This is a genomic window from Pseudomonas sp. 31-12, assembly GCF_003151075.1.
In the GTDB taxonomy this organism is placed as follows: Bacteria; Pseudomonadota; Gammaproteobacteria; order Pseudomonadales; family Pseudomonadaceae; genus Aquipseudomonas.
Map to the genome: position 1 here is coordinate 59,143 of NZ_CP029482.1, position 20,525 is coordinate 79,667.

Annotated in this window: 21 protein-coding genes; 4 read left to right on the top strand and 17 right to left on the bottom strand. The window is 59.3% G+C overall.

Annotation, left to right across the window (positions count from 1 at the left end):
* Positions 1-7: 7 nt before the first annotated feature.
* From DJ564_RS00290 to DJ564_RS00370, 16 genes are all read right to left on the bottom strand, one after another.
* Positions 8-148, bottom strand: coding sequence for a type VI secretion protein (locus DJ564_RS00290; RefSeq protein WP_092276060.1), 141 nt, complete (start codon positions 146-148; stop codon positions 8-10).
* 324 nt (positions 149-472) lie between these two features.
* Positions 473-1,990, bottom strand: coding sequence for a sigma-54-dependent Fis family transcriptional regulator (locus DJ564_RS00300; RefSeq protein ID WP_109626768.1), 1,518 nt, complete (start codon positions 1,988-1,990; stop codon positions 473-475).
* 10 nt (positions 1,991-2,000) lie between these two features.
* The gene (tssH, locus tag DJ564_RS00305) at positions 2,001-4,649 is read right to left on the bottom strand and encodes a type VI secretion system ATPase TssH (protein ID WP_109626770.1); all 2,649 of its coding nucleotides are present in this window, start codon (positions 4,647-4,649) and stop codon (positions 2,001-2,003) included.
* Positions 4,650-4,662: 13 nt separating this feature from the next.
* Entirely contained in the window at positions 4,663-5,670 is a 1,008-nt protein-coding gene (tssG, locus tag DJ564_RS00310) for a type VI secretion system baseplate subunit TssG (RefSeq protein ID WP_109626772.1), read from the bottom strand.
* Positions 5,634-7,421 (bottom strand): type VI secretion system baseplate subunit TssF, encoded by a 1,788-nt coding sequence (tssF, locus tag DJ564_RS00315; RefSeq protein WP_109626774.1) that lies wholly within the window; start codon positions 7,419-7,421, stop codon positions 5,634-5,636. The genes tssG and tssF overlap by 37 nt, the downstream gene beginning before the upstream one ends.
* A gap of 24 nt (positions 7,422-7,445) precedes the next feature.
* Positions 7,446-7,913, bottom strand: coding sequence for a hypothetical protein (locus DJ564_RS00320; RefSeq protein WP_256597462.1), 468 nt, complete (start codon positions 7,911-7,913; stop codon positions 7,446-7,448).
* The gene (locus DJ564_RS00325; protein WP_109626776.1) at positions 7,900-8,193 is read right to left on the bottom strand and encodes a hypothetical protein; all 294 of its coding nucleotides are present in this window, start codon (positions 8,191-8,193) and stop codon (positions 7,900-7,902) included. Before DJ564_RS00325 ends, DJ564_RS00320 begins: the two co-directional genes overlap by 14 nt.
* On the bottom strand, positions 8,194-9,099 hold the full coding sequence (locus tag DJ564_RS00330) for a hypothetical protein (RefSeq protein WP_109626778.1): 906 nt from the start codon (positions 9,097-9,099) through the stop codon (positions 8,194-8,196).
* A 3-nt stretch (positions 9,100-9,102) separates the two neighbouring features.
* The gene (locus DJ564_RS00335; protein ID WP_109626780.1) at positions 9,103-9,609 is read right to left on the bottom strand and encodes a PAAR domain-containing protein; all 507 of its coding nucleotides are present in this window, start codon (positions 9,607-9,609) and stop codon (positions 9,103-9,105) included.
* A gap of 10 nt (positions 9,610-9,619) precedes the next feature.
* Positions 9,620-10,027, bottom strand: a complete 408-nt coding sequence (gene tssE / locus DJ564_RS00340) for a type VI secretion system baseplate subunit TssE (RefSeq protein WP_008150080.1) — start codon at positions 10,025-10,027, stop codon at positions 9,620-9,622.
* A 14-nt stretch (positions 10,028-10,041) separates the two neighbouring features.
* A complete protein-coding gene (gene tssC, locus DJ564_RS00345; RefSeq protein ID WP_109626782.1) occupies positions 10,042-11,517 on the bottom strand; it encodes a type VI secretion system contractile sheath large subunit in 1,476 nt (491 codons plus the stop codon).
* A gap of 29 nt (positions 11,518-11,546) precedes the next feature.
* Positions 11,547-12,050, bottom strand: coding sequence for a type VI secretion system contractile sheath small subunit (gene tssB, locus DJ564_RS00350; protein ID WP_010465292.1), 504 nt, complete (start codon positions 12,048-12,050; stop codon positions 11,547-11,549).
* A gap of 32 nt (positions 12,051-12,082) precedes the next feature.
* Positions 12,083-13,639 carry a type VI secretion system protein TssA gene (gene tssA, locus DJ564_RS00355; RefSeq protein ID WP_109626784.1) on the bottom strand — a complete coding sequence of 519 codons (1,557 nt, stop codon included), beginning with the start codon at positions 13,637-13,639 and terminating at the stop codon, positions 12,083-12,085.
* A 650-nt stretch (positions 13,640-14,289) separates the two neighbouring features.
* A complete protein-coding gene (locus tag DJ564_RS00360; RefSeq protein WP_003213368.1) occupies positions 14,290-14,565 on the bottom strand; it encodes an HU family DNA-binding protein in 276 nt (91 codons plus the stop codon).
* 192 nt (positions 14,566-14,757) lie between these two features.
* Positions 14,758-15,906: an NAD(P)/FAD-dependent oxidoreductase gene (locus DJ564_RS00365; protein ID WP_109626785.1), complete on the bottom strand. Its 1,149-nt coding sequence runs from the start codon at positions 15,904-15,906 to the stop codon at positions 14,758-14,760.
* Positions 15,907-15,928: 22 nt separating this feature from the next.
* Positions 15,929-16,096 carry a rubredoxin gene (locus tag DJ564_RS00370; protein ID WP_007954349.1) on the bottom strand — a complete coding sequence of 56 codons (168 nt, stop codon included), beginning with the start codon at positions 16,094-16,096 and terminating at the stop codon, positions 15,929-15,931.
* A gap of 202 nt (positions 16,097-16,298) precedes the next feature.
* Between DJ564_RS00370 and DJ564_RS00375 the strand changes: the two genes are divergently transcribed.
* Complete coding sequence (locus tag DJ564_RS00375; RefSeq protein ID WP_109626787.1) at positions 16,299-16,862, top strand: chorismate lyase; 564 nt, start codon at positions 16,299-16,301, stop codon at positions 16,860-16,862.
* Positions 16,862-17,752, top strand: a complete 891-nt coding sequence (gene ubiA / locus DJ564_RS00380) for a 4-hydroxybenzoate octaprenyltransferase (protein ID WP_109626789.1) — start codon at positions 16,862-16,864, stop codon at positions 17,750-17,752. The genes DJ564_RS00375 and ubiA overlap by 1 nt, the downstream gene beginning before the upstream one ends.
* Before the next feature lie 56 nt (positions 17,753-17,808).
* Here ubiA and DJ564_RS00385 read toward each other — a convergent pair whose 3' ends face one another.
* Complete coding sequence (locus DJ564_RS00385) at positions 17,809-18,195, bottom strand: hypothetical protein (protein ID WP_109626791.1); 387 nt, start codon at positions 18,193-18,195, stop codon at positions 17,809-17,811.
* Positions 18,196-18,347: 152 nt separating this feature from the next.
* On the opposite strand from DJ564_RS00385, the gene phoB reads away from it, so the two are divergent.
* Positions 18,348-19,037, top strand: coding sequence for a phosphate regulon transcriptional regulator PhoB (gene phoB / locus DJ564_RS00390; protein WP_007896474.1), 690 nt, complete (start codon positions 18,348-18,350; stop codon positions 19,035-19,037).
* A gap of 81 nt (positions 19,038-19,118) precedes the next feature.
* Entirely contained in the window at positions 19,119-20,405 is a 1,287-nt protein-coding gene (gene phoR / locus DJ564_RS00395) for a phosphate regulon sensor histidine kinase PhoR (protein ID WP_256597535.1), read from the top strand.
* The last annotated feature ends 120 nt before the right edge of the window (positions 20,406-20,525 follow it).

Consider the following 20,525-nt stretch of genomic DNA (forward strand, 5'->3'; position numbering starts at 1 on the left):
CTTGCGGTCACTTGCCGCGATTGACCGCCTGCGGATCACCCAATGGGCGATAGGTGTTGTCGTTGAATTTGTAATTGCCGCTACAGCCGCCGAGGCCGCATAGAACGACGAGGGTCAGCAGGACGGCTTGCCAGTGACGAACAGGCATCAGAGGGTCTCCATGGGTAGACAAAGCACAAAGCGCCGACCCGGTTGGGCGGCGCTGTTAGAAGCGGATGAGGTAGGTTTCAAGGCTCTAGTCAGGGACTTTGAGCCGAACACCTGTGGTGAGGCTTGCCTTTGTGGCGAGGGGACTTGTCCCCGCTGGGTCGCGAAGCGCCCCCAAAACCGGCTACCCCGTTTATTCAGGCAAACCGAGTTGGCCGGATTGCGACTGCTGCGCAGCCGAACGGGGATAAATCCCCTCGCCACAGGGAATGCGCTGGCCACAGGGGGCATTCCAACCTGAGTGGTCGGGTTGTAGAAATTGAGATCAACCATCGAAATCACCCAGGTTGATATTCAAACGGCCGAGGCGGTACAGAAGCGTGCGGCGTGGCAGGCCGAGTTCGCGGGCGGCGAGGGTCTGGTTACCGTCGTTTTTGCGCAGGCAATCGAGCAGCAGACTGCGCTCGACCTGCTCCAGGCGTTCGCGCAGGTTCAGGCTGTTGTCTTCGGGCATGGCTTCCATGCGCAGGGAGAAGTGCTCGGCCAGCAACTCGCCGCCCTCGCACAGCAAAACGGCACGTTCGACCAGGCCTTTGAGTTCGCGCACGTTGCCGGGGAAGGCATAACCGGACAGGTGATCCAGCGCCGCATCGGACCAACGCACCGCATCGCGCTGCAAGAACGAGCACGCCTTGTCGGCGAAGTGCCGGGCCAGGTCGAGGATGTCGCCTTCGCGCTGACGCAAGGCCGGCAACTCGATCGGGAATTGCGCGAGGCGGTAGTACAAGTCCTCGCGGAATTTGCCTTCGCTCACCAGCACCGACAAATCCCGGTGCGTCGCGGCGATGATGCGCACGTCGATCTTGTGGGTGTCGTTGGAGCCCAGCGGACGGATCTCGCCTTCCTGCAAAACCCGCAACAGCTTGGCTTGCAGGGACAACGGCATGTCGCCAATTTCATCCAGCAACAAGGTGCCGCCATTGGCCGCATCAAACAGCCCGGCGCGGTCGCGATCAGCACCGGTGAACGCGCCTTTGCGGTAGCCGAACAGCTCGCTTTCCAGCAGGTTCTCGGGGAACGCCGCGCAGTTCTGCACGATGAACGCCTGGGAGCGGCGCGGGCCACAGTCGTGAATCGCCCGTGCGACCACTTCCTTGCCGGTGCCGGTTTCGCCGCGCAGCAGTACGGTGTACGGGCTGTGCAGGACTTTGCTGATCAGCGAGTAGGTCTGGCGCATGGCCTTGCTCTTGCCGATCAAGCCGTAACCGCTGGCGCTCGGGACACTGACCTTCATCGGTCGTACGTCACCGCTCGGCTGACGCAAACGCTGAAGCAAATGCAGTTGACCCAGCACGAACGAACCCAGTTGCCCGAGGGAATCGGCGAAGCCTTGCAGGTCGATGTGCCGGCGACTGGCGCACAGCAGCAAGCCTTCGACGGCTTTCTGCTGATTGACCAGCGGCACGCACAACAGCGACTGCCAAGGCGTGGCCTGCGGCGGCAGGAAACTGGTTTCGTGCAGGCTGCCGCTCAGTTCGCTGAGGCTCACCACGCGGTTCTGGCACAGGGCGAATTGCAGCAGTTGTTCACCGTTGTAATCCGCCGGCAGGCTCTCCGCTTCACGGGGTTGCAGGATGCCGTTGAGGCACTCGGCGTTCATCCCCAGGCACGTGTGAGTGGCGTCCAGCAGGTACAACTGAGTCAGCTCGCAACCGCTGAGCTCGGCCAACCCGCGTACGAAGTCACCCAGCAGCGCAGCACCGTCCGCCGCGCGCGACAGGCTGGCGAACTGCGCCAGCAAGGCTTCGGCATAGACCAGCGGTTGCGGCACTTGAGTGAACATCACACCCACCTCAGGCGAACTCGCACGTCACGCTGGCGCCGCCATCGAGCGTCGCGTGGACTCGCTTGAGGCTTTCACCGGTGGCCATCGCGTCGAGCAAGCGGTCGGCCACCAGCGGCAGCACGTGCAGGTCGAGCAAGTGGTCGATCAGGCGCGCGCCGCTGTCGCTTTGAGTGCAGCGTTCGGCCAGGTGATCGACAAGGTCTTGCGAGTAGGTGAAATCCAGCTGACGACGGTTCAGGCGTTCGCCCAGACGACCGAGTTTGATCTCGATCAGCTCGCGCAGCACCGGGCCGCCCACCGGGTAGTAAGGCACCACACGCATCCGCGCCAGCAGCGCCGGCTTGAAGTGTTTGCTCAGCACCGGGCGGATGGTTTCTTCGAGCACTTCAGCCGATGGCCGTGCGCCGTTTTCGCAGAGCTCGCTGATGCGGTCGCTGCCCAGGTTCGAGGTCATCAGGATCAACGTGTTGCGGAAGTCGATCTCGCGTCCTTCGCCATCGTTGGCCACGCCTTTGTCGAAGATTTGGTAGAACAGGTTCAGCACGTCCGGATCAGCCTTCTCGACTTCATCGAGCAACACGACCGAGTACGGCTTCTGGCGCACGGCTTCGGTGAGCATGCCGCCTTCGCCGTAACCGACGTAGCCCGGTGGCGCACCGATCAGGCGTGAGACGGTGTGCTTCTCCTGGAACTCGGACATGTTGATGGTGGTGATGAAACGATCACCGCCGTACAGCAAATCCGCGAGAGCCAGCGCGGTTTCGGTCTTGCCGACGCCGCTCGGGCCGACCAGCAGGAACACGCCAACCGGCGCGTCAGGTTTGTTCAGGCCGGCAGCGGTGGCGCGCATCGAGCGGTCCAGGGCATGGACGGCTTGTTCCTGACCACGGATGCGCGTGCGCAGGTCGGTGGCGAAACTCGCGACCTTGGCATTGTGCTCACGGGCCAGTTGCGCCAATGGCACGCCGGTCCAGGCGCTGATCACTTCGGCCACCAGACGCGGGCACACTTCGAAGCTCACCAGGCGTTCTTTGACCTGAAGTTCGGTCAGCGCCTTGTGAGTTTCGTTGAGTGCGGCTTCCAGGGTTTCGACGCTGTGCGCTTCGTCTATGGGCAGCGTTTCGATCACGGTGCCTTCGGCGTCTTCTTCCACGGTGACGATTGGCTCGACGGCAGCGGCTTCGCGCGCCTTGGCCAGTTGCTGACGCAGATCCAGCAAGCGTTCGGCCAGTTCTTTCTGTTCGGTCCACAGGGTTTCCAGCGCGACCATTTCCTCTTCGGCAGCGGCCAGGCGATCTTCCAACGCGTCCAGCGCTTCGTGATCGATCAGCAAACCGGCCTCGGCATCCCGGCGCAGGGCCTGACGCTGACGGCCACCTTCAGCCAGTTCGCCACGCAGGCGCTCAAGGCTTTCCGGGGCGGCGGCGAGGCTGATGCGAACGCGAGCGCACGCGGTGTCGAGCACGTCGACGGCTTTGTCCGGCAGCTGACGGCCCGCGAGGTAGCGAGCGGACAACTCGGCCGCCGCAACCACCGCGTCATCGCGCAGGTAGATGCCGTGGCTCTTCTCGTAGACCTGAGCCAGGCCACGGAGGATGGTCACCGCTTCGCTGACGGTCGGTTCGTGCAGTTGCACCGGCTGGAAACGACGGGCCAGGGCCGGGTCTTTTTCGAAGTATTTTTTGTACTCCGCCCACGTGGTGGCGGCGATGGTGCGCAATTCACCTCGAGCCAGGGCTGGCTTGAGCAGGTTGGCCGCATCGGAACCGCCGGCATTGCCGCCCGCGCCGATCAGCGTGTGGGCTTCGTCGATGAACAGAATGATCGGTTTCGGCGAGGCTTTGACTTCGTCGATCACGCCTTTGAGGCGACGTTCGAATTCACCTTTGACGCTGGCGCCGGCTTGCAGCAAGCCCATGTCCAGCGACAGCAGCTCCACGCCTTTGAGCACTTGCGGCACTTCACCGGCGGCGATGCGCGAGGCCAGGCCTTCGACGATCGCAGTCTTACCGACGCCGGCTTCACCGACCACGATCGGGTTGTTCTTGCGGCGACGGGCGAGGATGTCGACCATCTGGCGGATCGCGCCATCGCGGCACAGCACCGGGTCGAGTTTGCCGTCGCGGGCTTGTTGAGTGAGGTTATGCGTGAAGCGCTCCAGCAGCGATTCACCCGGTACAGCCGGTTTGCCGGTAGCCGGTTGCTCTTTCTGCGACAGGGCGAATTCTTTCAAGCGTTCGATGTTCAGCTTGGCCAGCAACGACTGGTAGCGGCTGCCGGCGTAGCGCATCGGGTTGCGCAGCAGCGCGAGGATCAACGCGGCTTGCTCGACCTGGCTCTGGCCCAGTTCAAGGTTGGCCACCAGCAACGCGTCTTGCAGCCACTGCACCAGTTCCGGGGCGAACACCGGGTTGCGCGAGGCGCTGTGCTCGACCCGCGATTGCAACGCGGCGCTCAGTTCGCCGGCATCCACTTCGGCGTCTTGCAGCGCGCGTGCGAGCAAGCCTTGAGGGCGCTCCAGCAGGCCGAGCAGCAAGTCTTCGACGAGGATTTTGCTGCCGCCACGGGCGACGCAACGCTCGGCAGAACTTTCCAGATCACGACGGGTTTCGGCGTCCAGCGCCTGGATAAGTTGTTGCAGGTCTACGTTGATCATTGGTCATCTGTCCTTAATGAATTTTGCTGCCCAGGGTCACCACGCCGTCCGCTTTTTCGCGGCCCAGCCAACTGGTCCATCCCAGGCGACAGGCGTTTTGCTCACCGATGCGCAGTTCGCGGATTTCTTCCTGGCGCAACACCAGGCGAATGTCGTAATCGAGCGGGTCACGCAGGGTGAACCGCACCAGCGCGCACAGCGGCTGATAGCCGAAACCGATCGGCAGGAATTCGTGGAAGCGTTGCCAGTCGAGCTCGCGGATGTGGATGCGGAATTTGCCGCTGCGGTCGCGCACGTGTTCGCCCAGCACCAGGTCTTCGCCGAGCAGGCTGTTGGCGCGGCCCAAACGATTGCGTTGTTCGTCGATAATTTCCACGCGGCGCTCGATGCACTGCTCGATGGTTAGTTCGGCGTGCTTGAAGTAGTAACGCAACACCGCTTCGATCAGCGCCGCCGAGTGCGCCCGCAAGCTGAGCAAACCGAGGTACGGCAGCAAGCGCTTCCAGTTCAGTTCCTGGGCCTTGCGGATCTCTTCGCCGCCCAGGCCGATCAAGGCAAACAGCTGCGCCGAGAACGGGTCGAGGGCGCCGCTCTCGAAACTGGCGCGGTAGCGGTACTTGCGCCAGATCGGCAACATCAACCGTTGCAGGCGATGGTGGAACAGGTCGAGGAAGTTGCGGGTCGGGTTGCCGTCTTCGCTGTCGCCCAGGGCTTGTTCACCGTAGAACGCCGGCAGCGGCGAACCGGAACCGACCAGGCCGATCAGGTTGAAACGCAGGCGCGCGCGCATCTGCCCGTGCTCGTGGAAAAACTCCACGCGATCGACGTCACTGCCCGGGAAACCCAGGCTCGGGTTGGCCTGGAATTCGAGCTGGTCGTACAGATCGTCCTGGCTCAGGTGCGGGTGGGCCTCGCGCAGCCGGTCAACCACCAGCAGCACGGCCTGAAACAGCGAGTACTCGCGTATTCCTCGGGTCAGTCCGCTTAAAGAAGCGGCTGAAGGCCCATACGTGGTGTCCATTGGTACACCTCTCCCTGTGTGCTTTTTACCCGCAGCTCGTGGTACGAATTGAGACTGGCGTAAAGCGCGAAAAACTCGTTAAGAACCGAGGCGAAAACGAACAGGTCGCCCTCGCCGATATACCCTTCCGGGTCGATGGTCAGCTCGGTGCGCAACCCGCGAACCGGCAACCCTCGGTGCAACCGGTCGACGTGTTGGTGTTTGATCGACTTGAGCCCGCCCAGCAGGCGTTTGCTGACTTTCTCAGCGTGTTGGTCGTAGTAGCGCGGCAGGTCGTAGGTTTCCAGAATCACCTTCAACGCATTGACGTCGGCCAGTGACAGGTAGTTGAGCGACATGTTGCTGATCAGCTTCCAGAGGAAGTCACGATTCAGCGGCGGCGCATAACTGGGCGTGGCCGGGGTGATGTTGCGGAAACTCAGGAACTCCGGCGTGTCTTCGCAGGCCTGGCTGATGTCGCCGAGCTTGAGCTTGCGCGGCAGGTTCTGGTTGGTGCACATCAGCTCGATCGACAGGGTTTCGTGGGCTTCGGTGTGGCGGATGCCGAAGCTCAAATAAGTGTCGAGGCCGTCGTGCAACAGCGACGAACGCTGGCGGATGCTGTAATGCGGACGGCTGTTGGGCACGTCGAAACTCGGGTCGTGCTCGAACGATTCGAACGGCACGTATTCCTGATACCCGAGGCCACCGGGCTTCCATCCCGTGACCGTTTCCACCGAGAACACGCCGCAGTTCTGCAGGTCGAATTCGGCGGGCAACAGCATGTATTCGTCTTGCTTGCCGTCGAGGCGGATCGGCAGCGCGTCGTGCTTGAACAGGTTGACGATCGGCGTGCAGTAGAGCTTCACGTTGTCCAGCGTCGGGCGCATGCGCATGATGCCGCTCTTGCGAATGTCGAAGCGCAACTCGAGGCCGCGCATTTGCTTCAACGTGTCTTCCGGCAATGCCTTGAGCATGTCCAGACCGTTGACGTCGACGAACAGGAACTTGTCCTGGAAAGCGAAGTATTCCTGCAAGTAGCGATAGCCACGGAAGGTATTCAGCGGATACGGGATCAACGCTTCTTCTTCGGCGAAACCCACCGGCTGCACGCGGTCGCCGGGCATCTTGAACGCCATCGGCATGCCGTTGACGCCGTTGATGGGCTTGCCGGCGCCGTCCAGCGGGATCAGCTCGATGCCTTCCAGATTGCGCAGCAGGCTGAGGTAGAGCATCTGGCTGATGTAACGCTCGCCGGCGAAGTGCAGGCGCAGGCGGCTCAGCTCCAATTCACCGAGATGACCGTCAGCGCTCATCTCCAGACGCAGGCTCAACAGCGAGCCGTCGCCCTTCACCGAGTAATTCAGCGCAGCCAGATCCAGCGGCAAGACTTCGGTCGGGTAGCACGTGCGGAAACGGCAACGCACGTCGTCGATTGGCACACTCTCGACTGGCGTGTCGCGCTCGACCATCAACGCAGGACCCGAACGCTTCAACGGATCGAACTGCAAAATGCTGAACGCCGGCAACGGCCGCATGTAGTTGGGCCACAGCAGGTGCATCAGGGAATGGCTGAGTTCTGGCAGTTCGTCATCGAGCTTCTGGCGCAGGCGCCCGGTCAGGAACGCGAAGCCCTCAAGCAACCGCTCCACGTCCGGATCTCGCCCGGCCTGGCCAAGGAAAGGCGCCAATGCCGGGCTACGCTCGGCGAATCGACGACCTAACTGGCGAAGTGCGGTGAGTTCGCTTTGGTAGTAGTGGTTAAAGGACACGGGGTACCTTCCTGGTGGTGGATCTCATGAAAAAACTGTCCTGTAGAGCGCAACCGTCAGACCGGCAACTACGTAGCCGGCGATGAGCAGGTACGGTAAAAAAGCCAGCCAGCCCAACATCATCGGAAACCCGGAAAAACTCCCCAAAAACACATGGGCCAATCCAAAAATTAACCAAGGGACGGCGTAAAAAGGGATGAACGTCAGCGGTGCGCGCCACACACTTTTCAAAATTTGCTGTTCGGTTTTTCCGTTCATTACTCGCGTTGCCCACAGAGCAAAGGCGATGTAGGCCGGGATTCCGAATGAGAGAACGTAGATCAACAGCATTTGTTGCCGGTCCAGAACCGCCGCGTATTCGTTGCCCTGCTCAACCAGTGTCAAAGTCAACATCACCAAGAGCGGAGACCAGAGTGCTGCCCTGAAAAAATTTTGATGAGGGCAGCCTTCACTTTTCCGAATGCCCTGCGCCGAATCGTTAGTAAATTTCACTGAACACCCAGTGATTAAAACTGTAAAGAGCAACAACACCCACAACAGTGGACGCCAATAACAAAAACCCATCGCGAGAGTTTTTATATTTAAAAAATCTTGTTAACGCTTTTACAAAATAATAAAAAGAGAGCGCCATCATCGGAATATAAAGAGCCATACAAAAAACAAACAAGCTCCCATAAACATCAAATCCGTCTATTGACCATTGGGTTTTCGGGTCAGTGCACGACATCAGCAGCAATACCGCAGCCACAAAAAAATAAAAATAACGAAGCATCTAGCGCAGCCCCTTTGAATAGAGAAGCTTGGCGAGCTCTCGACGCCTTGCTTTTCCTTCTGCACTGTCGCCGGAATAGTAAAAGTGCCCTTCCGCCGTTGGCATCTGCCTACCAAGTTCAAGAGCCGAGTCGACAAGTTCCTTATCAGTCATGCCCGCATAGATAGGGTCGCCCTTATCCTTCAAGTCGATAATTATTGCGCTACCGATGTTTGGATGATTACTAACAGCTTCTTTCAAACTTTTATTGATCGGAGCACCAATGAGGACAAGGTGGTCTATTTTGGTGCCCGAACGAGCATAGTGCATAGCAGTACGGGCCGCGACTACGCTGCCCCAAGAGTAACCCACTATATTGAATTGCCCGATCTTTGGAATTGGCTTGGTGATTTCCAATGCGCTCAACGGAAACTCCGTTGTTTTGATTTTTGAAATATCCCGCCCTATCTTGATCGCCAACATATCGCTTGTCGGGGTACATTCCACTACGCTATTGCTTTTGATAGTAATCAAACCATAGATATACTTTTTCTCTATGTATTCGCCGCCATATTTGCACTTCTGAATTTCGCCATACTCAAATACGACTGGATCACTTTCGTCTTGGTTGTAGAGCACCACAGACGCAGCATCACTAAGCATGTCGACCAGATCGGGCACATGCTTATCCCATCCAGTTATTAGAGATGAGTAGTTCCCATAAACGGCATTTAAAATTCCAGCCTCTTTGAACGCAGCCACCATATCTGCGTTATAAGCACCAATCATCCCGGCGCCGCCCAAAAATACTGTCAGCCCTTGTTCAACAACAATCGGTTTAGGCGTCAGATCCTTAGTCGGTGTACTTTGCATCGCAGCGACTTTTGTAAAAGCACCACTTGAAGTATTGATGACATCGGCGCCCATCTATCAATCTCCTTTTGCAACATAGATTTCAACTTGCTCTGCACTTTCGTGACGAGCTAGTCGGTGAGTGAAACCTTTTTCATTAGTAACACCCTCTTCCTGCGTACCGTCTTGGCGAACGAGCAGATATCTACGATTGGCAATGGGCATACCAGCTTCATCTGTCAAAGCAAACTGCTCATCAAATCCAGGAAAAATCAAAGGCAACGGCGCCACAAACGGCACCGGCGAATGCGAATTCCCGATAATCACCGTCCCGGAACCCGCCGTAACCTTGTTGCCATGAGTGCCAACAGAACCCACGGTGGCCGCCGGTTTCCCATTAATCAAAACCGTCGTCGCAAGATCGCCAACCATCGCACCACCACACGCCGAGGCATCGCCTTGGCGGGCGGCCGCGAGGCCGTCGAAGAAGACGTCGCCGGAACCGGCGGCGATCGGGTTGGTGCCGTGGCCGGGGAGCGGGCAAGCGGTGGGGTCGGATACGCGTGCTGCTGGTTTGCCGGACATACGAATCTCCTTAGTTGACCTTGACTTGACCGCTGCCATCCAGGCGCGCGGCGAAACTGACCTGGCGCTTGAAACCATCAACTTCCAGCAAGCCTTCGATGCTGAAGGACAGGCGAAGCTGATCGTGATCACGCGGCAGGGAGATGACACGCACATTGCTCAGGCGTGGCTCGTAGGCTTCGATGAAATTTTCGATGGCCAGACGGGCCTGACTCAGGGAGTCGTGCAGGCTCAGACGCATGTCATTGAGATCGGGTAGCCCGTAATCGGACAGCGTTTGCACGCTGCCCGCACGGGTGCTGAGCATCTTGGCCAGATGGGCAGCCACGGACGCCATGGCGGAGACCTCGCGGCTCCAGCCGACGCGTTTGTCCGCGTCGCCACCCAGACGTTCGAAAAGGCTGCCGTATCCAGTCATGACTCAGGCTCCTCTTACTCTTTGTCCAGCTTGCCAACCAGCGACAGGGTGAAATCGGCCCCCATGTACTTGAAGTGCGGACGCACGTTCAGGCTGACGCGGTACCAGCCAGGCTCGCCTTCAACATCGCTGACGATGATCTGGGCAGCGCGCAGTGGACGACGACCACGCACTTCGGCGCTTGGGTTTTCCTGGTCGGCCACGTACTGGCGGATCCACTTATTGAGTTCCAGCTCGAGGTCGGTGCGTTCTTTCCACGAACCGAGTTGCTCGCGCTGCAGCACTTTCAAGTAGTGAGCCAGACGGTTAACGATCATCATGTACGGCAGTTGGGTGCCGAGCTTGTAGTTCAGCTCTGCCGCCTTGCCTTCTGCGCTGATGCCGAAGAACTTCGGCTTCTGCACCGAGCTCGCGGAGAAGAACGCCGCGTTGTCGGAGCCTTTGCGCATGGTCAGGGAGATGAAGCCTTCCTCGGCCAGTTCGTATTCACGACGGTCGCTAACCAGAACTTCCGTAGGAATCTTGGTTTCGATTTCGCCCATGCTTTCGAAGTGGTGCAACGGCAGGTCTTCAACTGCGCCACCGCTCTGCGGGCCGATGATGTTCGGGCACCAGCGGAATTTGGCGAAGCTGTCGGTCAGCTTGGTGCCGAACGCGTAGGCAGTGTTGCCCCACAGGTAGTGCTCGTGGCTGTTGGCGACGGTTTCTTTGTACACGAACGATTTGACCGGGTTTTCTTCCGGGTCGTACGGGTTACGCAGCAGGAAACGCGGCACGGTCAGGCCAACGTAACGGGAGTCTTCCGACTGGCGGAAGCTCTGCCATTTGGCGAATTGCGGGCCTTCGAAGTGATCTTTCAGATCCTTCAGGTCCGGCAGGCCGGTGAAGCTTTCCAGGCCGAAGAATTTCGGGCCGGCGGCAGCAATGAACGGTGCGTGCGACATGCAGGCAACGCTGGACACGTACTGCATCAGTTTCACGTCCGGCGAGCTTGGGGACATGAAGTAGTTGGCGATGATCGCGCCCACAGGCTGACCACCGAACTGACCGTATTCAGCGGTGTAGATGTGCTTGTACAGACCCGATTGCATCACTTCCGGCGAATCGTCGAAATCGTCCAGCAGGTCTTCTTTGGAGACGTTGAGGATTTCAATCTTGATGTTTTCGCGGAAGTTGGTGCGGTCGACCAGCAACTGCAGGCCACGCCACGACGATTCCAGGGACTGGAAGTCAGGGTGGTGCAGGATTTCGTCCATCTGGCGGCTGAGCTTGGCATCGATCTCGGCGATCATGCGGTCAACCATGGCTTTCTTGACCGGCTCACCGTTGTTCTGCGGCTTGAGCAGCTCTTCGATGAAGGCCGACACACCGCGCTTGGCGATGTCGTAGGCTTCGTCGTCCGGCGTCAGGCGGGTTTCGGCGATGATGCTGTCGAGAATGCTGTATTCGCCGTTCTCTTTGCTCTTTTGCTGTGCTGCGCTAGTGCTCATGGTGTTGGCTTCCTTAGGCTGATGGAGACTCAGGCGTCCTGGGCTGCGGCGTTCAGGCCCAGCTCACCCAGTACGCGACCGCGGGATTCGTCGTCGGCGAGAACGCCTTCGATGGCTTTGCGGAACGCAGGCGCGTTACCCAGTGGGCCTTTGAGGGCCACCAGCGCGTCGCGCAGTTCCATCAGTTTTTTCAGCTCAGGCACTTGCTCGACCAGCGAGGCCGGGTTGAAGTCCTTCATCGAATTGACGCGCAGTTTCACGGCCAGTTCTTCAGTGTCACCTTCTTCCTGAAGACGGTTCGGTACGCTCAGTGTCAGGCTCAGCTCTTGCTTGGCCAGCACTTCGTCAAACGTCATCTTGTCGATGCTGATCGGCTTGCGATCTTCGACTTTGCGTTCGTCCTTGCGGTGGGTGTAGTCACCGATTGCCAGTAGTTTCAACGGCAGTTCGATCTCTTCCTGTGCACCACCGGTGGCAGGTTTGAAGGTGACGTTGATGCGTTCCTTGGGGGCTACCGAGCCTTCTTTGGCCATGGCTTTTCTCCTTGCGGTTGTGGCCCTGGGGCCTATTCGAGTACCACTTCGAGATCGAGGTGGCACAGCCTGCGATAAATCTCTTCCTTGCGTTCACGTACGGCATGGTTCTGCGGCAACAACTCGCAGCAGCTATGCAGTAAATGCAGCACTTCCAGCGCAAGATCGGGCTCCCAGGCGTTCAGGCCTGAGTCCTGTAATGTTTGGTCGAGTGTTTCGAGTTGGGTCTTGGCCAGTTCGTATTTCTTGGCCATGAAGCACAGCCGCGCGAGGGCGAACTGCCAGAAAAACCGGACGCGTCCGCCGTGGGCACTTTGCAGGCCCTGCTTGAGGATCTGCACGGCGGCCTTGAGGCCGTCCTTGCGCAGGATCGGCAAGACTTCTTCGAGGGCCACTTCCCAGGCCGGCTGGGTGTCGGCGACTTCGACCTTGCGCGGCGCACTGGCGCTTTGCAGGTGCGGCATGACGTTGGCGCTGATCCAGGCGCGGGTGGCCGGATCGGCGAACGGCGCACCGTCGTGAAAACGCAATTCGATGATGCCGGGCAGGCGCTGAATCAAAAGCGCGAAGTGGATTTCCACTTCGCGCATTGCCATCTCGGCGTTCAGGCCCTGGAGGCATTCCCAGACCATTCGCTGGCCATCGAACCAGAACGGCGCCTTCGCCAGGCTCGCCTCCAGTTCCACCAGCAGGTCGGCGTATTTGGCTTGATCGTAGCGGTCCTGATAAGCCTTGAGCTTATCGGCGGGCAAGCCGCGCAGCACGGTGATTTGCTCGGCGTTGCGCTCAGGCACCGCGTCGATGGGCAGCCACAGCAGCGTGCGATTGAGGCGCAGGGCGCGCAGGTCGGTGGCTTTCTGCTTGAGCCACCAGGCACACAACGGACGAGCACTTTCCTGCTGGGCGCGCAGAGCCTTGTGGGCTTCTTTTTCGTTATCGATCGGTGCGCCGGGGGTGAACAGCTGCGTGGCGGCTTGTTTGACCTGCGCCACCGCAGCGCCCACCACGCCGGGCTCCGGCTGGTTGTCGGCGGCGCGTTGCACCATGTTTTTCAGGCGGCGGGAGATCGGCAGCAGCAGCGGCGCATCGTCGCCCAAGTGCTCGGTGCAAGCGGCATCGAGCCCTTCAAGGTGTTCGACCAGCCGCCGGAACATCGGCAACTGCTCTTTTATCGCGACGTTTTCGGTCAGCACCTGCTCGAGACGCGGCACCAGCCAACTGATCGCAGCGGAGCGGGTGCGGGCCTTGCTCGGGTGAACGTCGGCCCAGTGGTTTTCGCACAAGTGGTGCAGCAATCCGAGGCCGGCCAGCAGGCCCTGGAACGACTCGCGCTGGTACAAGGCCCACGTCAGCCAGGCGCCAACCCGCAAATCCTTGGACTGGGTGCGCAGCAGGTTTTCGCTGTTTTCACGGATTTTCAGCCAGTCGATCTGACCGCTTTCGTGCATGGACGAGGCTTTCGCCAGCTCGCTTTCCAGTGCCTCATATTCGCTCGAGAAGCGAACGTCCTCGCCCGCGAAATTCTCTTTGGAAACAGAGGCTTTTGCGAGTTCGAGGTAATGAGCGGAAAGTTTGCTTGAGTAGGACATCCATGGCCTTTAATTAGGATTACGGTCGAACGCCAATTGCAGTTGCAGCGACGCGGGACAGTATCAAAGAGCTGCGATGAGTCTCATCCAATTGAGTTCGTGCTCTTTCAAGTGGGCGCATCGTAATCACAATGATGGCCACTAGCAAGCATCTGATTAAACAACAAGACGAAGTGTTGTTTATTACGTGTAGGAGATATCCCTATATGTGTAAGGGGATTCCCTGATGTCGATTTAATATTCCCCCCTCCAGCCAACAGCCCTGAAACCGTTGAGGCAGAGCGGCGGGTGAAACCATCATCAAGTCGTGGCCGGCACCTCCCCAATGGAGGACGTGAAGCATGCCAACAATAAAGCAGGATGAATGTAGGAACGATCCGAAAGATTAGTGTCATCTGTGAACAAAACGAATCTGGACAACGGAGGATTAAGAAAGTGCCACCAAAATGATGGCACTTTATATTAAGCGGTATTTTTGTAAGGTCATCGCAAACAATGGGATCTGTGGACGGTTATTTTCCAATCTGTATTAATCAGTCCACGAAACATATACAGAACTAAACGTTGCCCATAAAAAATGGGCACCCGACTCAATCGGTGTGCCCATTTTTCAATACGGTTCTCCCCGTTATTCAGGGAGTTCGCCGCAATTACGGATTAACGCTGTCTTTCAACGATTTGCCTGGCTTGAATGCAACGGTGTTGCTGGCCTTGATTTTGACGGGCTCACCGGTTTGCGGGTTTTTGCCGGTGCGGGCACCGCGATGGCGTTGCAGGAAGGTACCGAAGCCCACCAGCGTGACGCTGTCCTTGCGGTGCAGAGCGCCGGTGATTTCTTCGAGAACGGCGTTGAGAACGCGGTTGGCCTGCTCTTTGGTGAGGTCTGCTTTTTCAGCAATTGCAGCGGCGAGTTCTGGTTTACGCATTAGTGAAGCCCCTTTGACGGTTTTTTGTTGTTATGTCCGTGCTGTTCTCGTTGGAACAGCGCCCAAAGCGCCGCAGGTGCTCTACTCTGCGGCAGACGGGAGTGAGGATGGCACGCAGCGAAGAGCCGCGCCAGTCTCGGCGCGACCTTTGTATGGGCAAAAGAGGGGTGATTCCGACAGAACGACCGGTATTTACGCCAGCAGTGCCGGAAGCTCTTTGTTCAGGGCCAGTTTTTCCATCACCGCCGCGCCTGTCAGGGCATAACCCAGCAGTTTGCCGCTGGCATCGCGACACAATGCCTTGATGTCCGCGCCCTGCCCTTCGACGGTCCAGACGCCCTCGGCGCCCCGTGGTGGCGGCGAAACCACCAACGGGCAGACCGGGGTTTTCACGGTGATCGGCATCGGACCGTAATTCACGGCGGTGAGGTTACCGGCGAGGGTTTGCGCCAGCGCTCTCGCACAGCTCATGAGGGGCATGACGTACAACAGATTCAGCCCATCGACCTCGGCGCAGTCGCCCAGGGCGTAGATATTGGCGTGAGAGGTTTTCAGGTGTCGGTCGACCATCACGCCGCGATTGACCTGCACACCGGCGGCAGCCGCCAGATCGATACGAGGGCGCAGGCCAATGGCCGAGACCACCACGTCACAAGGAATCACCTGACCATCGGACAGATGCGCTTCCAGACCGTCCGCAACGCGCTGCAAGCGGTTGAGCACCGGCCCAAGGTGGAAACGCGCGCCCAGGCTTTCCAGCCCGGCCTGAACCGCAGCGGCTGCCGCCGGGTGCAGCAGGGTCGGCATGACTTGCTCGCACGGTGCAACCAGTTGCACCTCGTAGCCGCCGAGGATCAAGTCGTTGGCGAATTCACAGCCGATCAGGCCGGCACCGAGCAACAACACCCGGCGTTTGCCCGCCGCGGCGGCACGAAAGCGTGCGTAATCTTCCAGGTCGTTAATCGGGAAAACCGCATCCGCCCCGTCGCCTTCGATCGGCACCCGCACGGTTTCCGCGCCCCAGGCCAGGATCAGGTCGCGATAGATCACCGATTCCTCGCCGATCCACAGGCGTTTGTGGCCCGGATCGATGCCGCTGATGCGCGTGTGGGTACGCACTTCGGCCTTCAATTGCTCGGCCATGGCACCCGGCTCGGCCATGCTCAGGCCATCGGCGTCTTTGTTCTTGCCGAAACCGGTGGAGAGCATCGGCTTGGAGTAGGAGCGTCCGTCATCGGCAGTAATCAACAGCAACGGGGTTTCGCCATCGAGTTTGCGAAACTCGCGGGCCAGGTTGTAGCCCGCCAGCCCGGTGCCGACGATCACGACAGGTGCGTTCATTCCTTACTCCTCTGGTGTTCTGTTAGTTGATTTCGATCATTTCGAAATCCATCTTGCCTACGCCGCAGTCCGGGCACAGCCAGTCTTCCGGTACGTCTTGCCACAGCGTGCCGGGCGCAATGCCGTCGTCCGGCCAGCCGTCGGCTTCGTTATAGATCAGGCCGCAGACCACACATTGCCACTTTTTCATTCAGGTACTTCCTCAGGATTCAGGCTTATTGCCGGCGCGAACGGTCGATGGTTGGAGCGCTGCCGTCGGGCTCAGGGGCGTTTTGTACTGATCGGGCCCGGCAGATGCAAGCGTGTTCGGCGTAACGGCGGCCCGGATCAATCAAAATCACTGGCTGACATGGTAAGCTCGCCGCCTCATTTGCTGCCAATAATGACTCACTGTGCCGCACTCAAAATCCCCCTCCGCAACCCCGCTGTGGCTTCCTCAAAGCCAACTGACGCCCCTCCCCGACACGTCTACCCTCGACTGGCTGTTCGACGAAGGCTCCCTGACCCGACGCCTGATCCGTTTGTCGAATGACGGCTTCAGCGTCACACCGCTGTTTGAAGGCTGGCAATCGCTGCGCGCCGACGAATGTGCTGCCCTGGAGCTGGCCGAAGGCAGTGAAGGCTGGGTGCGCGAGGTGTATCTGCGCGGTCACGGTGAAGCCTGGGTGTTTGCCCGCAGCGTGGCGGCGCGTAGTGCGTTGCAGGGCGATGGATTGCATATGGACGAACTGGGCAGCCGATCGCTGGGCGAACTGCTGTTTTGCGATCATGCGTTCCAGCGTCGCGCCATCGAGGTTTGTCACTATCCTCAGGAATGGCTGCCGCTGGAGTCCCGAGCTCCCGAACTCTGGGGCCGTCGCTCGCGGTTCGACCGTGGCGCCTTGAGCGTGCTGGTGGCCGAGATCTTCTTGCCGGCCTTGTGGCTCGCCACCCGCGCCCACCCGGAGAACTGCTGATGTACCAGAGCCTGCTCAAGTCCCTGAACCGCGTGAACCCTCGGGCCTGGGATTTCATTCAACTGACCCGCATGGACAAGCCGATCGGCATTTATTTGCTGCTGTGGCCAACGTTGTGGGCACTCTGGATTGCCGGTGAAGGTTCGCCTTCGTTGGCCAATATTGTGATTTTCGTGCTCGGCGTGGTACTGACCCGCGCCGGTGGTTGTGTGATCAACGATTGGGCCGACCGCAAGGTCGATGGCCACGTGAAACGCACCGAGCAGCGGCCGCTGGTGAGCGGCAAGATCAGCTCGAAAGAAGCCCTGGTGTTCTTCGCGGTGCTGATGGGCGTGAGCTTTTTGCTGGTGCTATGCACCAATGCGAAGACGGTCTGGTTATCGCTGGGTGGTTTGGCGCTGGCCTTCAGCTACCCGTTCATGAAGCGCTACACCTATTACCCGCAAGTGGTGCTGGGCGCAGCGTTCTCCTGGGGCATGCCAATGGCGTTCACCGCCGAAACCGGTGAACTGCCGGCCGCCGCGTGGCTGCTGTGGATTGCCAACCTGCTCTGGACCGTGGGCTACGACACTTATTACGCGATGACCGATCGCGACGACGACTTGAAGATCGGCGTGAAATCCACCGCGATTCTGTTTGGGGATGCGGACCGGGCGATCATCCTGACCTTGCAGGGGTTGGCGCTGGGCTGCCTGTTGCTGGCCGGGTCGAAATTCGAGCTGGGAGGCTGGTTCCACTTGGGACTGCTGGCGGCGGCGGGCTGTTTTGCGTGGGAGTTCTGGTACACCCGTGGCAAGGACCGGATGCGCTGCTTCAAGGCGTTTTTGCACAACCACTGGGCCGGGTTGGCGATATTTGTCGGGATTGTGCTGGATTACGCTACTCGCTGATCGCCCAAGCCGTTGCCGAAGCCCTGTTTCGGCAACGGCTTGGGGCGTTGAGTCGCTTACTTTTGCGACTCGTGAACAACGTGCCAGACGTCCTTCATCTTGTCGCCCTTCATTTCTCCGGGCTTTTCATCCTTCACAAAGGTGTACAGCGGTTTACCGTCGTAAGCATACTGACTCGTGCCGTCATCGCGCTTGATGACACTCCACTTGCCAGCGGCCGTGGCACCCGCCGGCGCCATCATCGGTGGCCAGTTTTTGGCGCAATCGTCATTACACATCGACTTGCCGCCGCTGTCCTTGTCAAACGTGTACAAGGTCATGCCCTTGTGGTCGACCATCATCCCGTCCTTCATCATCGCCGGGTCGGCGGCGAAGGCCATGGTCGGCAGCGTTAGCGCTGCAGTCATTAACAATGCCTTCCAGGATTGAGCAATGTGATTCATGGAAACCTTCCTTTTGTGGTTGTCAGGATTCGGACTTAGAGCTTAGTTCAGGATCACGACAATCGCAGGGCGGCTAAAATACTGTCACACGACTGCAATAATTCCGTTATCTAATGCGGCGCAAGACAGTTAAATGACAAGAGGATTAACGCATGGTTGGCAGGAGCATTCTGATCGTCGACGACGAAGCGCCCATTCGCGAAATGATCGCCGTTGCGTTGGAAATGGCCGGCTATGACTGCCTGGAGGCGGAAAACTCCCAGCAGGCCCATGCCATCATCGTCGACCGCAAGCCGGACCTGATCCTGCTCGACTGGATGCTGCCCGGCACGTCCGGCATCGAGCTGGCCCGTCGCCTTAAGCGCGATGAGCTGACCGGGGACATCCCGATCATCATGCTCACCGCCAAAGGCGAAGAGGACAACAAGATCCAGGGCCTGGAAGTCGGCGCTGACGATTACATCACCAAGCCGTTTTCCCCGCGCGAGCTGGTGGCGCGTCTCAAAGCCGTGCTGCGCCGTGCCGGTCCTACCGATGGCGAGGCGCCGATCGAAGTCGGCGGCCTGCTGCTCGACCCGATCAGCCACCGCGTGACCATCGACGGCAAACCCGCCGAGATGGGCCCGACCGAATACCGTCTGCTGCAGTTTTTCATGACTCACCAGGAACGCGCCTACACCCGTGGCCAGTTGCTGGATCAGGTCTGGGGCGGCAATGTGTATGTCGAAGAACGTACTGTCGACGTGCACATCCGTCGTCTGCGCAAAGCCCTCGGTGATGCCTACGAGAATCTGGTACAAACCGTGCGCGGCACCGGTTACCGCTTTTCGACCAAAGCCTGACCAAGACCTTTCCCGCCCGACAAGCTGACAAGGACGCGTGTTCAATTGAACCAAAACTGGCATGGCACCCTGATTCGCCACATGTTGTTGCTGGTGACCGGCTGTTTGGTGATCGGCTTGATTACCGGCTACTACGGCTGGAGCCTCGCCGCGGGCCTGGGCCTTTACCTGGCCTGGACCCTCAAGCAATTGCTGCGGCTGCACGAATGGCTGCGCCTGCACAAACCCGATGAAGCACCCCCTGACGGCTATGGCCTGTGGGGTGAAGTGTTCGACAGCATCTACCACCTGCAACGTCGCGACCAACGCGTGCGCGGACGCCTGCAAGCGGTGATCGATCGGGTCCAGGAATCCACCGCCGCACTGAAAGACGCCGTCATCATGCTCGACAGCGAGGGCAACCTGGAATGGTGGAACCGCGCCGCCGAAACCCTGCTCGGCCTCAAGACGCCGCAAGACAGCGGTCAGCCGGTCACCAACCTGGTGCGTCATCCGCGCTTCAAGGAATATTTCGAGCAGGACAGCTACGCCGAACCGCTGGAAATCCCGTCACCGATCAACGATCGCCTGCGCATTCAGCTGTACATCACTCGCTACGGCAATAACGAACACCTGATGCTGGTGCGCGACGTGACGCGCATCCATCAGTTGGAACAGATGCGCAAAGACTTCATTGCCAACGTGTCCCACGAATTGCGCACACCGCTGACGGTGATCTGCGGCTACCTGGAAACCCTGCTCGACAATGTCGAGGAAGTGAACCCGCGTTGGACCCGTGCCCTGCAGCAAATGCAGCAGCAAGGCGGGCGCATGCAGACCTTGCTCAATGACTTGCTGTTGCTGGCCAAACTGGAAGCCACCGATTACCCGTCGGACAACCAGCCCGTGGCCATCGACGGCCTGCTGCAATCGATCACCAGCGATGCCCAGCAGCTGTCCGGCCAGAAAAACCAGCGCATTACCCTGGAAGCCGACCCGACGATTCTGCTCAAGGGCAGCGAAGCCGAGTTGCGCAGCGCGTTTTCCAATCTGGTGTTCAACGCGGTGAAATACACCCCGGCCGAAGGCAATATCCGCATTCGCTGGTGGGGTGATGAGCAAGGTGCACACCTGAGCGTGCAAGACTCCGGAATCGGCATCGACAGCAAACACCTGCCGCGCCTGACCGAACGTTTCTACCGCGTCGACTCCAGCCGCAACTCCAACACCGGCGGCACCGGGCTGGGCCTGGCGATCGTCAAACACGTACTGTTACGCCATCGTGCACGGATGGAAATCAGCAGTGTGCCGGGGCATGGCAGCACGTTTACCTGCCATTTCGCGCCTGCCCAAGTCACCAAATCGCGGGTCATCAGCACCGCCGACTGATACCGGCCAGCACTCGCCACTAGGCAATCGCCCGGTCAGCCGCTACATTGGCTGACTTGTGCCTGCCCTTCAGGCACCGCATTTCCCCCTTTTTTGAATACACGGAACCCGCAAAACTCC

Bases quoted from the DNA above. Each gene is read 5' to 3' on its own strand.
- tssH (WP_109626770.1), bottom strand. From the start codon at position 4,649: ATGATCAACGTAGACCTGCAACAACTTATCCAGGCGCTGGACGCCGAA.
- tssE (WP_008150080.1), bottom strand. From the start codon at position 10,027: ATGACTGGATACGGCAGCCTTTTCGAACGTCTGGGTGGCGACGCGGAC.
- tssC (WP_109626782.1), bottom strand. From the start codon at position 11,517: ATGAGCACTAGCGCAGCACAGCAAAAGAGCAAAGAGAACGGCGAATAC.
- DJ564_RS00325 (WP_109626776.1), bottom strand. From the start codon at position 8,193: ATGCTTCGTTATTTTTATTTTTTTGTGGCTGCGGTATTGCTGCTGATG.
- DJ564_RS00385 (WP_109626791.1), bottom strand. From the start codon at position 18,195: ATGAATCACATTGCTCAATCCTGGAAGGCATTGTTAATGACTGCAGCG.
- DJ564_RS00335 (WP_109626780.1), bottom strand. From the start codon at position 9,609: ATGTCCGGCAAACCAGCAGCACGCGTATCCGACCCCACCGCTTGCCCG.
- phoR (WP_256597535.1), top strand. From the start codon at position 19,119: ATGTTGTTGCTGGTGACCGGCTGTTTGGTGATCGGCTTGATTACCGGC.
- DJ564_RS00360 (WP_003213368.1), bottom strand. From the start codon at position 14,565: ATGCGTAAACCAGAACTCGCCGCTGCAATTGCTGAAAAAGCAGACCTC.
- ubiA (WP_109626789.1), top strand. From the start codon at position 16,862: ATGTACCAGAGCCTGCTCAAGTCCCTGAACCGCGTGAACCCTCGGGCC.
- DJ564_RS00300 (WP_109626768.1), bottom strand. From the start codon at position 1,990: ATGTTCACTCAAGTGCCGCAACCGCTGGTCTATGCCGAAGCCTTGCTG.
- DJ564_RS00365 (WP_109626785.1), bottom strand. From the start codon at position 15,906: ATGAACGCACCTGTCGTGATCGTCGGCACCGGGCTGGCGGGCTACAAC.
- DJ564_RS00330 (WP_109626778.1), bottom strand. From the start codon at position 9,099: ATGGGCGCCGATGTCATCAATACTTCAAGTGGTGCTTTTACAAAAGTC.
- tssA (WP_109626784.1), bottom strand. From the start codon at position 13,639: ATGTCCTACTCAAGCAAACTTTCCGCTCATTACCTCGAACTCGCAAAA.
- tssG (WP_109626772.1), bottom strand. From the start codon at position 5,670: ATGGACACCACGTATGGGCCTTCAGCCGCTTCTTTAAGCGGACTGACC.
- DJ564_RS00370 (WP_007954349.1), bottom strand. From the start codon at position 16,096: ATGAAAAAGTGGCAATGTGTGGTCTGCGGCCTGATCTATAACGAAGCC.
- DJ564_RS00290 (WP_092276060.1), bottom strand. From the start codon at position 148: ATGCCTGTTCGTCACTGGCAAGCCGTCCTGCTGACCCTCGTCGTTCTA.
- phoB (WP_007896474.1), top strand. From the start codon at position 18,348: ATGGTTGGCAGGAGCATTCTGATCGTCGACGACGAAGCGCCCATTCGC.
- tssB (WP_010465292.1), bottom strand. From the start codon at position 12,050: ATGGCCAAAGAAGGCTCGGTAGCCCCCAAGGAACGCATCAACGTCACC.